Annotated in this window: 13 protein-coding genes; 6 read left to right on the forward strand and 7 right to left on the reverse strand. The window is 53.2% G+C overall.

The window, feature by feature from the left end:
- Positions 1-225 precede the first annotated feature (225 nt).
- Positions 226-528: a UDP-N-acetylglucosamine 2-epimerase gene (locus tag ACR0DK_RS05860; RefSeq protein ID WP_255612260.1), complete on the forward strand. Its 303-nt coding sequence runs from the start codon at positions 226-228 to the stop codon at positions 526-528.
- Here ACR0DK_RS05860 and ACR0DK_RS05865 read toward each other — a convergent pair.
- Positions 525-2,027 (reverse strand): glycosyltransferase, encoded by a 1,503-nt coding sequence (locus tag ACR0DK_RS05865; protein ID WP_170562084.1) that lies wholly within the window; start codon positions 2,025-2,027, stop codon positions 525-527. The two genes, ACR0DK_RS05860 and ACR0DK_RS05865, sit on opposite strands and share 4 nt — an antisense overlap.
- Positions 2,028-2,190: 163 nt before the next feature.
- On the opposite strand from ACR0DK_RS05865, the gene ACR0DK_RS05870 reads away from it, so the two are divergent.
- The 3 genes from ACR0DK_RS05870 to ACR0DK_RS05880 are packed head-to-tail and all read left to right on the forward strand — an operon-like array spanning position 2,191 to position 5,334.
- The gene (locus tag ACR0DK_RS05870; RefSeq protein WP_170562081.1) at positions 2,191-3,144 is read left to right on the forward strand and encodes a Gfo/Idh/MocA family protein; all 954 of its coding nucleotides are present in this window, start codon (positions 2,191-2,193) and stop codon (positions 3,142-3,144) included.
- Positions 3,141-4,247: a formyltransferase family protein gene (locus ACR0DK_RS05875; protein WP_170562078.1), complete on the forward strand. Its 1,107-nt coding sequence runs from the start codon at positions 3,141-3,143 to the stop codon at positions 4,245-4,247. The genes ACR0DK_RS05870 and ACR0DK_RS05875 overlap by 4 nt, the downstream gene beginning before the upstream one ends.
- 4 nt (positions 4,248-4,251) lie before the next feature.
- The gene (locus ACR0DK_RS05880; RefSeq protein WP_480735158.1) at positions 4,252-5,334 is read left to right on the forward strand and encodes a DegT/DnrJ/EryC1/StrS family aminotransferase; all 1,083 of its coding nucleotides are present in this window, start codon (positions 4,252-4,254) and stop codon (positions 5,332-5,334) included.
- 63 nt (positions 5,335-5,397) lie between these two features.
- Here ACR0DK_RS05880 and ACR0DK_RS05885 read toward each other — a convergent pair whose 3' ends face one another.
- From ACR0DK_RS05885 to ACR0DK_RS05905, 5 genes are all read right to left on the reverse strand, one after another.
- Positions 5,398-6,411, reverse strand: coding sequence for an NAD-dependent epimerase/dehydratase family protein (locus tag ACR0DK_RS05885; protein WP_170611609.1), 1,014 nt, complete (start codon positions 6,409-6,411; stop codon positions 5,398-5,400).
- 140 nt (positions 6,412-6,551) lie between these two features.
- Entirely contained in the window at positions 6,552-8,000 is a 1,449-nt protein-coding gene (phnY, locus tag ACR0DK_RS05890; RefSeq protein ID WP_480735162.1) for a phosphonoacetaldehyde dehydrogenase, read from the reverse strand.
- A gap of 41 nt (positions 8,001-8,041) precedes the next feature.
- Complete coding sequence (locus tag ACR0DK_RS05895) at positions 8,042-8,377, reverse strand: carboxymuconolactone decarboxylase family protein (RefSeq protein WP_170393880.1); 336 nt, start codon at positions 8,375-8,377, stop codon at positions 8,042-8,044.
- Positions 8,378-8,387: 10 nt separating this feature from the next.
- Positions 8,388-9,149, reverse strand: coding sequence for an amino acid ABC transporter permease (locus ACR0DK_RS05900; protein ID WP_480735163.1), 762 nt, complete (start codon positions 9,147-9,149; stop codon positions 8,388-8,390).
- Positions 9,150-9,159: 10 nt separating this feature from the next.
- A complete protein-coding gene (locus ACR0DK_RS05905; protein ID WP_170407352.1) occupies positions 9,160-9,900 on the reverse strand; it encodes an amino acid ABC transporter ATP-binding protein in 741 nt (246 codons plus the stop codon).
- Positions 9,901-10,020: 120 nt separating this feature from the next.
- Between ACR0DK_RS05905 and ACR0DK_RS05910 the strand changes: the two genes are divergently transcribed.
- Both ACR0DK_RS05910 and ACR0DK_RS05915 read left to right on the forward strand, forming a co-directional pair.
- On the forward strand, positions 10,021-10,791 hold the full coding sequence (locus ACR0DK_RS05910; protein WP_170393886.1) for a transporter substrate-binding domain-containing protein: 771 nt from the start codon (positions 10,021-10,023) through the stop codon (positions 10,789-10,791).
- A gap of 45 nt (positions 10,792-10,836) precedes the next feature.
- Positions 10,837-11,574, forward strand: coding sequence for a creatininase family protein (locus ACR0DK_RS05915; protein WP_170646908.1), 738 nt, complete (start codon positions 10,837-10,839; stop codon positions 11,572-11,574).
- A 31-nt stretch (positions 11,575-11,605) separates the two neighbouring features.
- Here ACR0DK_RS05915 and ACR0DK_RS05920 read toward each other — a convergent pair whose 3' ends face one another.
- Positions 11,606-13,318 (reverse strand): ABC transporter ATP-binding protein, encoded by a 1,713-nt coding sequence (locus ACR0DK_RS05920; protein ID WP_480735166.1) that lies wholly within the window; start codon positions 13,316-13,318, stop codon positions 11,606-11,608.

Genomic DNA, 13,318 nt, shown 5'->3' on the forward strand with positions numbered 1-13,318 from the left:
TCCAAGCAGAAATCAACGATCTCGACCGACATTGGGGTTGACGCAAAGGGATTCATACTCGCGACGATCCTTAGAGCTAAAAATACGGGTTCGCTAGAAACGTTGACAAGCATTGTGGATGGTCTGGAGGCGGTTGCGAAACAAAATCCGGTTGTCTTGCCATTTCATCAACGTACTGCCGCAAGGATAAATGGAATCGGTCGTAAATTCGGACATGTCTAAACGATAAACCCAGTCGGGTACTTGGATATGGTCGCTCTAGAAAGCAATGCGGTGCTGGTTTCTACGGGCTCTAGCGGAATGCAGAAAGAAGCGTATCTCTACGGCGTACCCTGCGTCACTATTAGAACGGAAACAGGGTCGATTGAGCTTGATGAAAGCGGCTGGAATCGTATCGTTTCGCCCATAGAAAGGGATATCGAGGATGGTATCCTAAGTGCGATAGGGACTAGCGGAAATCAGATAGAAATCTATGGTGATGGAACCGCTTCGCAACAAATCGCACAGATACTAGCCGCGCGAGTTTAAATACCTTCATATAGCGCCGCCAACTTCTTGGCTTGCGCAGGCCAGCTGTAGGTCTCCCAAAGCTTCCTTCTGTTGTCGACGCTTAACGTAAAGCGTTCGGGATGGTCCAAGACATCCCGAATAGCTTCAGCAATGCTCTGAGGATCTGTTTCGTCCATTGCTCGCCCCAAACCGAGCGATTCTGTAAAACGGCGCATGTCGGGAAGATCGGAGACACAGATCGGCAATCCTGCAAACGCGGCTTCGAATAGCTTATTGGGCATTGCAAACCGATAGCTTAATGACGCATCTTGAATCGGAATGACTGCAACATCTGCGGTACTAATCGCTATGGGTACATCTGGAGCAGCCACTGGTGGAAGCAAGGTAACGCGATCATCCACACCTAGGTCATGAGCGACACTCATGAACCACTTGTCGTTTCGGAGGTGCCGTGGGCCCATCGAAGCTAACTTGACTTCGGGAAGATGAACCAAAGCCTCAAGTACTTTATCTAACCCACGATGCGATGTTTGAATGCCGCCAGTAAAAATAATCAAGGGCGCCCCGTCTGCAACTTTTGCCTGAGCACGAATTGAAAGCTGATCCAATTCCTGTTTATTACGACCGTCTATGTAATCGACATCTATCTCTGGAGCGTTGAGGATTAGTGTCGGACTATCTTTGAAGCGTTTGGCATACAAATCTGCGATGGACGACGATACGGTGATCATATAATCGACGAAGGGGAGGCAATCGTCTTCTAGGTTTTCTGCAAAGTTCGATCCATCAGTTGGATTCTTCGTCGCCCGTGCTGGTTCATATTCATGTGCGTCATATACAAGCTTCGCCCCAAACTGTTTTGCAAGCACAACGCCCGCCGGGAGACAATAGATGTCATGAGCGTGAATGACGTCCGGGGTATCATCAAATTTAAGGTGGCAAAGGTTTTCTGCGTAAATCAATGATTCCAACTGATAGAGTTTAAAGAAATTCTCTCTGACTTTTCGGGCCATCAACATAAATGACTTGAGGTTTTTCGGGCCCTTTCCGAATCCAAGTCCAAGCCGTGTTTTCCAAAGCAGCCGCTTGTGTACGAGTTTTCTAGCCCGCCTTTCATCACCACCGAAGTTTTTGTAGTACATCGGGTCAAGCTTTTGGACGGCTTCGTCCGTGAGGAAAGTCTTCAACCAGGTTTTTAAAGAATTTAGCTGAATAGCGGATTCGACATACGGTAAGACACGTTGCTCGACTTGAGCGGACGTTCGCTCCATAAACGAGAAACGTTCAAGCAATTTTTCAGTGATGTTCTCACAAGACTGCCAGTTGAATCGAGTGATCTGAATGCCATCAATGACCTCTTCTTGCGGCGAGCCTCCAGGCCAGTCGCAGAAAATGTGGACATTGTGGCCCGCTGCTTGAAGCGCGCGCGCTTCTTTGAGAACGCGCGCATCCGCCGTAATTTCGTGGTAGGTAAGACAGAATACGGTTTTTTGAGATTTGGCACGGGTGTCTGACATCGGTCGAAGATCAATCTAGCTCTGACAATTCCGAACTGCTCTAACAGAGGTTGATCGGGGTTTCCAGCGCGATTGGTGATGCTTGAAATGCCTGCCTCTATTGACTTCCCAAAGAAATTCTTGGAAGCGCTGTAGCACAATTTGAGCACTTGGGACGCACCGAATGAGCAACTTCGCACTGATAGGAACCGCAGGATACATCGCGCCGCGCCACATGAAGGCGATAACGGATACCGGAAACACGTTGTTGGCTGCTCTAGACACAAGCGACTCCGTTGGGATTATCGATAGCCACTTCCCCGATGCACATTTTTTCACAGAGTTTGAGCGTTTTGATCGCTACGTTGACATGTTACGTCGCAGCGAAACGGGCAAAGTTGATTATGTTTCGATCTGCTCGCCGAATTATCTCCATGACAGCCACATGCGGTTTGCCCTTCGTTCAGGCGCTGATGCGATTTGCGAGAAGCCGCTGGTGTTGAACCCCGAGGATATCGATGGTCTGGAAGCGATCGAGCAGGCGACCGGACAGACCGTAAACACGATCCTGCAGTTGCGCGTACATCCATCGATCATTGCTCTGAGGGACAAGATTCGAAATAGCCCCAAAGATACCAAGTACGAGGTCGATCTGACTTACATCACGTCCCGTGGACGTTGGTATCTGGAGAGCTGGAAGGGGGATGTCCGCAAATCTGGTGGTATTGCCACCAACATCGGCGTACATTTCTTTGACATGTTGCATTTTCTCTTCGGAGACCTTCAGGCAAACCACGTCCATCTCAATGCCCCGACAAAGGCTGCGGGTTATCTGGAGTTCGAACATGCCCGGTGCCGTTGGTTCTTGTCGTTGGATATTAACGACGTTCCGGCAGATGCGCGGGAAGCTGGAGCCAGAACCTATCGGTCGATCACGATCAATGAAGAAGAGGTCGAGTTTTCTGGTGGTTTCGCTGATTTGCATACGCGAAGCTACGAAGAGATTTTGAAAGGGAACGGGTTTGGGCTTAACGAAAATCGACCAGCGATTGGTATGGTCAACTATATCCGCAATGCACCAATCGAAGCTCGCAAGGGCGAGCAGCACCCCAAGTTGAATTCCGGCACTGATCAATGATTGCAGTGTTCGCCTACGCGTTTCCTCATCGAAAATCTCATGATTTTCTCGTAGAGCTAGCGCTGATGGGTCAACGAGAGGTGACCGTAATCGGTGCACCTTTTCAAAAGCTGCCATCAATGGATCGCACAGTTTACTTCCCACATACGCTCAGGGCAGTACCACCGCTTGATACAAAGGAACTCTGCGAGCGCTTAGGTTTTTCTTTCGTTGAAATGCCGCATAGTGATATCGACGGCATCATTAATCTGGTTGATGAGCATGGTTTGGAGCTAGGTATCATATCCGGCGCGCGAATCCTCAAACGACCAGTTATCGAAGCCTTCAAGCAGGGTATTGTGAACTTTCATCCTGGAAAGATTCCCGAGACATCCGGCCTGGATGCATTTTTCTATACTCTCAAAAATGGAGTCGATGCCGGGGTTACGACTCACCTGATAGACCCCAGGGTTGACGCGGGGCAACATCTGGCATTTGACGCTACTCAAATCAGCGCGACGGATACTCCTGAAATAGTTCAGGAAAACACCTATCGACTGCAAATCACAGCGCTAAGACAATTCTTGGATTGCTGGACCAAATCGGAGCTGTCGCCAACTGCGCTTCATAGGCCCACTAAAAATGAGCCCATGGCACCCTCCAAAAAATGGGAAACCTTACTTAACTTCCCAGCTTGGCGTGCAACTAGGGTCCGTATGCAGGCATTTGAAAGCATGAAGGTGGCGTGCAACCAGGGTGACGTACAGGCTGTTTCGAAGATACTTGAAATCCACCCTGATCTTCTGGAAGAGCGCACTGAAAAAGGGTGGACGCCACTGATCATGGCTGCCTTCAATCAGCGCCTTGAATTGACAAACTACCTGCTAGAGCACAGGGCAAATCCGAACGCGACCGGAAGAAACGGCACTACTGTTCTAATGTATGCAAAAACCGCGCTTATGGCTCATCCAAATGCAAGTTTTGAACTTTTGGATACGTTGTTGGCAAGTGGAGCAGATCCTTTGCGAACAGATATGCATGGCCGAGCACTTATGGATTATGTAAAGGATGCAAAGGCAGAGCACCTAGAACGATATTTTCAAGAGAAGATAGGGCGTCATTAGATCAATGCAATTTATTGACCTGGCGGAACAACAGAAACGTATCAAGGATCAGCTTGATGCCGGCATTGCCAAAGTGTTGGCGCATGGAAAGTACATTCTTGGCCCAGAAGTGGCTGAACTAGAGGCACGGCTGACTGCCTTTACGGGTGCCAAACATTGCATCACTTGCGCCAATGGAACGGATGCATTGCAAATTGCCTTGATGGCGCTTGAGGTCGGGTCGGGGGATGAGGTCATCACGCCCGGATTTTCATATATCGCCACGGCTGAAGCCGTCAGATTGCTGGGCGCAAAGCCGGTTTATGTCGATATTGACCAGACTAGTTATAACATTGATCCCAACAAGCTTGACGCTGCGATCACACCCCGGACAAAGGCAATTATACCGGTGTCGCTGTATGGCCAACCTGCTGATTTCGAACAAATTAACGAGGTAGCTGTGGCAAACGGCTTACCTGTCATCGAGGATGCTGCTCAAAGCTTTGGCGGATCGTTGCGTGGCAAACGGTCAGGAAACCTGTCAACGATTTCCTGCACCAGCTTTTTCCCATCGAAACCCCTTGGCTGCTACGGCGATGGTGGTGCGATCTTCACCTCGGACGATGATCTGAGCGTCATTCTTCGCCAGATTGCCCGGCACGGGCAGGATCGGCGTTATCACCATATCAGGGTTGGCGTTAACAGCCGTCTGGACACGTTGCAGGCTGCGATCCTGCTGTGCAAGCTGGATATTTTCGAGGATGAACTGGTCCTGCGAGACACCGTCGCGGACCGTTACAAAGTGCTACTGAAGGAAACCAATATCGCCGCTCCAACGCTGATGGAGGGGGCGACCAGCGCCTGGGCGCAGTATACGATACGCGTGGACAATCGTGAGGATGTGCAAGCTAAGCTCAAAGACGCCGGGGTTCCGACCGCCGTGCATTATCCACTGCCGTTGAACAAGCAACCAGCTGTTTCTGACCCAAATGCCGACTTGCCTATTGGCGATCAGGCCGCCGCAACAGTGATTAGCCTGCCGATGCACCCGTATCTGCAGGAGAATTCGCAAGAGCAGATAATCGAGGCACTGAGAAAAGCGATCTGATCGCGCTGACGGTTTAATCGGTGCTGTGGCCGGCGAATTCAGGTTTAGGCAGGTTTGCAGGTTCTATTTACCGTAATATGCGCGATACCAGTCCACGAAGGCCTGAATGCCGTCCCTGATTTCGGTTTTTGGGCGATAACCGGTCAGGCGGTGCAGCAGATCGGCATTGGCCCAAGTTGCAGGCACATCGCCCAACTGCATCTCCATATAGTTTCGGATCGCGGGTTTGCCGAGGCTTTCTTCGATGGCGTCGATGAAATCCAACAAACGCACTTTGTCTGAATTTCCAATGTTCACTATGCGATAGGGAGCGACCGGGCTCAGGCTGTCACCTTCGGCGATGTCTTCGGGGGCTTTGGGGCGAACAGGCACAACGTCGATCAGCAGAGAGATTGCGCGCACCAGGTCATCCACATATGTGAAATCACGATACATGTCGCCGTGGTTGTAGATGTCTATCGGGCGGTCGTTGAGGATCGCGTCCGTGAATTTGAAGAACGCAAGGTCCGGGCGCCCCCAAGGACCGTAGACTGTGAAGAAGCGGAACATTGTCGTCGGAATATCCCAAAGATGGGCATAGGAGTGTCCCATCGCTTCATTTGCCTTTTTGGTGGCTGCGTACATAGTGAGTTGATGATCTGCTTTTTCGCACTCATCGAAGGGCATGTCAGGATTTGCCCCGTAGATCGACGAAGTCGAAGCCATCAGCAGATGCCGCACTTTGTGCCGCCGCGCAGCTTCCATAACGTTGAACGTCCCGACAACATTGCTTTCGACATAGGCGCGCGGGTTCTCCAGGCTATATCGGACGCCAGCTTGCGCCGCGAGGTGGATGATCACGTCCGGTTCAAAAGCATCAGCGATCTGGTCGAACTTGGCGGTATCTTCCAGCATCCCTTCATCGCACGAAAAATTTGGGTTCTCCAGCAACAGCGCATGTCGGCTCTGTTTGAGGCGGACATCGTAATAATCAGTCATCCCGTCAAAGCCATGAACCCGGCAACCGTTCTCAAGCAAAAGTTTGGCAAGATGGAACCCGATAAATCCGGCAGTACCTGTGATCAGAACCTTTTGCATGAGGTATTTCCTTGTTTCGGGGCATCGCGCGTGCGTTCGAAGGCACATATGACGCCAAGAGCCGAAGGGCTCAAGCGGTCATTTCATGGCTGAGTGAGCATGAATCTCTAGTGGTGTGCATTGCAATCTTCAACAAGTCTTCAACCGGGCCAAGGAAGCGAGTAGGTTTTGACATTCGTAAAGAACCTCATTGCCTCGATGACCCCTTCTTTGACACCATTGCCCGAATCCTTGATGCCGCCAAAGGGGGACATTTCGATACGGTATCCGGGTTGTTCCCAGATATTGCAGGTGCCCACGTTCAGCCCATTGATATAGGCAATTGCGCGGTTCAGGTCATTGGTACATACCCCCGACGACAGGCCGTACACAGTAGAGTTCGAGATGCGCATGACCTCGTCATCGTCGTCGGGCACGCGAATGATGGGAATAATGGGGCCGAAAGTTTCCTCCATCACTAACGCAGAGTCGTGGGGAACGTCGTCGACCACGATCGGCGGCAGCAGCGCGCCCTGACGTCCGGGGTGGTAAAGGACTTCTGCTCCCTCTTTCTGGGCCAAGTGAACACGATCTTCGAAAAGCTTGGCCGCATCCTCGTGGATCACGCAACCCAGCTCGGTCTCAGGATCCTGCGGATCGCCGAACCTGATCTTTTTGGCCCTCTCCAGCACCAAAGGCACAAAGGTGTCCGCGACACTCTCTTGCACCAGTATTCGCTTGATCGCAGTGCAGCGTTGTCCCGAATTGCCGGTGGCCCCGGCTACGGCGATCGTTGCGGCCCTGTCTAGATCGGCATCGTTGAGGTCATTCAGAACAATCAGTGGATCGTTACCGCCCAACTCCAGCGCCTGACGTTTGTAAACCGCTTTCTCTGCGATCATCTTGCCCACGGGAACACTACCGGTGAAGGTTATGATGTCGATGTTTTCATTGGTGATCATCTCATTCCCAATGTCCTGTGGCCAGCCAGTGACCACCTGAAACATCTCAGGCGGCAGGCCTGCCTCATAAAGGATATCGGCCAGCGTCAGGCAGGTCAGAGGCGTCAACTCGGTCGGTTTGCAGACCATGCAGTTATTGGTGGCGATCGACGGAGCAACCTTGTGGCTGACCATGTTGAGTGGATGGTTGAATGGAGTGATCGCGCTGATAGCGGTCACAGGCTCGCGCATCGTGAAAATCTTGCGGGCTTTACCGTTTTGGGTCAGATCGCACGCAAAGATTTCGCCATCATCCTTCAGTGCCTCGGTCGCCGCAAATTGAAAGACATCCTGCGCGCGCTTGGTCTCGTAGATCGCGTGTTGATGGCAGATGCCAAGCTCAAGCACCAGCCATTTGGTGAGGTAATCGCGACGTTCACCAATCAGCTCTCCAGCCCTTTGCAGGATTTGGCTGCGTTCATAGCGGGTCAGTTCGGGCTTGTAGTTGGCCGCAATTTCGAAGGCGCGGCGCGCGTGTTCAGCCTGCCCTGCGGGCACATGGCCCACGACCTCATTGGTATAGGGGTAGTGAACCGGGATGGTCTCAGCGGTAATGATGATCTCGCCACCAATTCGCATCCCTTCATTACGGATTTCGGTGACTGCCATGGCAAGAACCATCCAATGAAATCGGACCGCGTACCGGTCTATTACTCTGAAAACACATCAAACGCCTTCAACGCCTTGGCGCTGTAGGCGTAAGACGGGCCGCCGCCCATATAGGTGGCCATTGCCAGCGCTTCGCACAGCTCTTCGCGGGTCGCACCCAGCCGCACCAATGAGCGGACATGGAAGCCGATGCAGCTGTCGCAGCGCGTCGCGATGGCAATCCCCAACGCCATGAATTCCTTTGTCTTTTCACTCAGCGCACCATCTGTTTTGGCCGCCTTACCCATGATGCCAAAACCACGGACGGTTTCGGGCACTTCTTTCGAGAATGCACCAATATTGGCCTCGGTCTCGACCATGAAGTCTTTCCAGTCCATCTTATGCTCCTTATCCGCGCTCATCTGCGCCCATCCGGCGCTCGAGCCAACGCACACCGGCGCTGATGATCAGTACCAGCACCAGATACTCGAAGATCAACAAGGTATAGATCTCAAGCGGGCGGTATTCCGTCACTACCAGCTCATTCGCACGGCGTGTCAATTCTTGCATGCCGATGACGCTGGCGAATGCGCTCATCTTCACGATGTAGATGAACTGGTTGGCCAGCGGCGGCAGAATGCGCCGGATCGCTTGCGGCAGGATCACATAGCGCATGGTCTGAATATAGTTCAGGCCAATCGTCTGCGCCGCCTCGCTTTGCCCTTTTGCGATAGATTGTATACCGGCACGGTAGATCTCGGCGGTAAAGGCGCTGTCCGATATCGCAAGGGTGATAATTGCGCCCCAGAAGGGATCGATTGGGATGTCCATACCCATCGACTGAAAGACAATCGGCAACCCGTAGAATACCCAAAACAGCATAGGCAACAGAGGGATCGAGCGGACAAATTCGACATATACCCGGTTTACCAGCCGCCAGCCGCGCTTTTCCGACAGACCCGGCAGGGCGACCAGCAATCCAATGACAATCGACAAAATCGCCGCAATCAGCGAAATCTGAATGGTCGCACCCATGCCCGAAATCAGGAATTTTACATTGGTCCAGCCTGAAGCCGTGGTTGGGTCAATGACGTACCAACCCCAGGTCTGTGAGGACGAACAGCCCGTGATCAGCAAGAAAAGGGGAAGGAAGAGAAGTGTTTTTTTCATCGGACCCAACTCAATGCTGCAGAATTTGGCTCAGGAATTTCTGACACCGCTCAGACTTTGGATTGGTGAAGAAATGCTCGGGCTTACCTTGTTCGACAATCTCGCCTGCATCCATGAACACCATGTTGTCGGCCACTTTTCGGGCAAATCCCATCTCATGGGTTACCACAACCATGGTCATGCCTTCCTCGGCAAGTTCGACCATCACGTCGAGCACCTCGGAGATCATCTCAGGGTCGAGCGCCGAGGTGGGTTCGTCGAACAAAAGGACCCGGGGCTCCATGCAAAGCGAACGGGCAATTGCCACTCGCTGCTGCTGTCCACCTGAAAGCTGTATCGGGCGCTTGTCGGCCTGATCGGGTATATGAACACGCTCAAGGTAGTGGCGCGCTTTGTCTTCGGCTTCTTTTCGGCTCAACCCGCGGGCCTTGATCGGACCAAGGGTCAGGTTTTCCAGCACTGTTAGATGCGGGAACAGATTGAATTGCTGGAACACCATGCCAACTTCTGACCGGATGGTGGCTGCAGATTTGGCATCATCGTTCAGTTCGACCCCATCGATGCGGATGGTGCCCTTTTGATGTTTCTCAAGCTGATTGATGCATCTTACGACCGTTGATTTACCCGATCCGGATGGGCCGCAGATCACAACCTTTTCACCACTGTTTACTGTCAGGTTGATGTTCTTGAGCACGTGAAATGTGCCAAACCACTTGTCTACGTCGACAAGCTCGATCGCTGCGTTTGGCATCTGCTGGCCCACTTGTGATTACTATGAGTTAATTAGTTGCTTGAGGTTATCTTTTTCTTTACGCTTAAATCAAGAAGCAATGTCGTGATAAAAGACTAACGCCACCAACGGGAGAACCACATGAAACGTTTTGTTAAAGTCGCGGCTGCGGCTGCGCTCGGTCTTGTGATCAGCGGCGCTGCGCAAGCACAGTCGGCTCTGAATGAAATTTTGGATGACGGCGTGCTGAAAGTGGGGACAACCGGTGACTGGAATCCGATGTCACTGCGCGACCCGGCGACTAACAGCTATAAAGGCTATGATATCGACATCATGAACGCGCTGGCCGCTGATCTGGGTGTTGAGGTAGAATACGTGCCCACCGACTGGAAAACATTGGTCAATGGTGTGGTAGCGGGGAAGTACCACATCACCGGTTCGGCTTCTATCTCACCTCCGCGCATGAAAGTTGCAGGGTTTTCCGACAGTTACATCGCGGTTGAGTTGTTTCCCTACACAACCAAGGAAAAGGCCGACAAATTTGATGGCTACGACTCGATCAACAAGCCGGACGTGAAGGTTGCTACTACCCTAGGCACCACCTTTGAAAAGCGCGTGCGCGAATGGTTCCCCGATGCGGATATCAAAGTGGTCGAAGCTCCTGCACGTGGTTTTCAGGAGGTCTTGGCCGGTCGTGCAGATGTGTTCATAACCTCGAATATCGAGGGATCGACCCTTGAAGCAAAGTTCCCGGTCGTCCGCGTCAAGAATGCCGGGCCGCGTTCTCCTTCTCCCATCGCGATGCTGTTGCCGCAAAGTGATCAGGTCTGGATCAACTATGTGAACAACTGGATTGAAGTGAAAAAAGCCCAAGGCTTCTTTGATGAAAACCGGGAACGCTGGGGTCTCTGATCAGAGGCCCTAGCAACTGGAGCGCCTGCGAGAGTTTTCAAAGTCATGAAACTTGAGCACATGACATGGTACGAGGTTGACACTCGTATCAATGCCGGTGCGGCCGTGTTGCTGCCGGTTGGATCGACCGAGCAGCACGGCCCGATGGGTCGCATTGGCACCGACACGATTTGCGCCGAGGCTGTCGCGCTCGCTGCTGCCAGGCAATGCGAGGGTATCGTCGCTCCGGCGCTGGCCTACACGCCAGCGCCTTTTAACACGGGATTTCCCGGAACGGTGTCTATTTCAGCCGAAACCTTTCGCACCATCGCAGATGAGGTGATCCGGGGGCTCTTGGAGCAAGGTTTCGTTGGAGTGTTCATAGTGAATGGGCACGGGGCCAATCTGGCGCCTCTTCGGCAGATCGAAAGCGAAATTGCCGGTGGTCAATTGCTGATCCGTAGCTGGTGGGAGCCGAACGCAGTGAATGTTCTGCGACAGCAGCTCTATGGAGATTGGGAAGGGATGCACGCCACCCCCTCGGAGATTGCCATAACCCAGTCTTTGCTTGGACCATTACCTGCCAATCAGGCCGCTGAGCCGCCCCAAAAACTCAGCGCCGAATACATCCGGGATCACGCAGGGGATCGCCATGGTCCACCTGACGAGCATCGCGCGGACTTCCCGGATGGCCGCGTTGGATCGCATTCAGCTTTGGCCAATCCTCAGGATGGCGAGCGTCTGCTGGCGATAGCAGCTGCGGCTATCGCTGCCGAGTTCCGGGCATTCGAACAAGGCTTCTAGTCACGGAGCGCCTGCAACGGGTGTCGCAGCCCTATTCTGCTTCGACCCCAAGCCCGTCAGTCGACAGGTCATCGAGTTTCGGCATCAACCGCAACAGTTCTTGCGCGTATTCGGTTTTCGGACTGGCAAACAGATCGCTGGTGTCCTGAACCTCGACGATTTGTCCTTGTTTCATGACCGCGACTCGGTCACACATCTGGCGCACCACAGGTAGGTCGTGGCTAATGAACAGCATGGTCAGGCCCAGATGCTCTTGCAGGTCTTTCAGGATGTTCAAAATCTGCGCCTGGATCGAAACGTCGAGCGCGCTTGTGGGCTCATCGCAGATCAGGAACCGGGGTTGTGTTGCCAGTGCGCGTGCGATCGAGATGCGCTGGCGCTGACCGCCCGAGAACTCATGTGGATATTTCAGCCCGGCCTCTGACCCCAAACCCACTTGATCCAGCAATTCGTCCACGCGGCGCTTGACGTCGGCACCTTCCATCAGGCGGTGATGGCGGATCGGCTCCGCCACAATTTCATCCACCCGCATACGCGGATTGAGAGACGAGTAGGGGTCCTGAAAGATCATCTGGATGTTCTTGCGGTACTCTTCCTGCACCGTACGATTACTCAGATCGCTTACCAGTTGCCCGTCAAAAGTGATGGTACCACCATCCACATGATAGAGCCCCGCAATCATCCGCGCGACGGTGGACTTGCCCGATCCGGACTCACCGACAACCCCAAAGACCTCACCTGCGCGAATGTCAAAGCTGACGTTGTCGACAGCGGTGAAGTAGGTACGATCCCAAGGCAGTAATCCACGCTTTTGCAGGAATTTCTTCGTCAGGTTGCGGATTTCAAAGATCGGTTTGCTGGCGTCATTATCCACCTTGGGCCAGTGGCGTGCCATATCCTCGATCGCGAAACGCGTTTCACGCCCGCCATAGCTGATCTGAGGGAAGCGATGCAGTTTCAGCGTCGGGCGTGGTACGGCGGCGATCAGGGACTTGGTGTATTCGTGTTGCGGCTGGCCCATCACCTGTGCCGTGGTGCCGCTTTCAACCACCTTGCCCGCATACATCACGGTCACGCGGTCAGTTGTATCGGCGATCACGCCCATATCATGGGTGATCAGGATGACACCCACCTGACGCTCTTGTGCCAGTTCCTTGATAAGGTCCAGAATCTGGGCCTGAACCGAAACATCCAAAGCTGTCGTGGGTTCATCGGCGATGATCACATCCGGTTCGGTGCAAAGTGCCAGAGCAATCACCACGCGTTGCCGCATGCCGCCCGAGAACTGGTGCGGGTACTGATCCAGCCGAGTATCCGGGTCTGGGATGCCAACGCGGTCGATCAAATCACGGGCGCGCTTGCTTGCCTCGGCCTCGGAACCACCCAGATGGGTCTGGATCGTCTCGACCAGTTGCTCGCGCACTGTAAATAGCGGGTTCAGCGACGTAAGCGGGTCTTGAAAGATCATCGAGATCTTCTTGCCGCGCAGCCCGCGCATCGCCTCGGCATCGATGCCGCTGATCTTATCGCCGCCCAGCTTAATCTGACCGCTGGCAATGCGACCTGGGCGTTCCAGAAGGCCCATCACGGCAGCGCCGATGGTGGATTTACCTGCCCCGGATTCGCCCACAAGTCCGTGGATTTCACCGGGTTCGACAGAAAGGCTGGCGTGGTCCACTGCAGTAAACAGCTGGCGGCGGGTCGGGAATTCGACGGTGAGGTCTTGGATGGTCAGAAGGCTCAT

This window comes from Ruegeria sp. CE6, assembly GCF_056537485.1.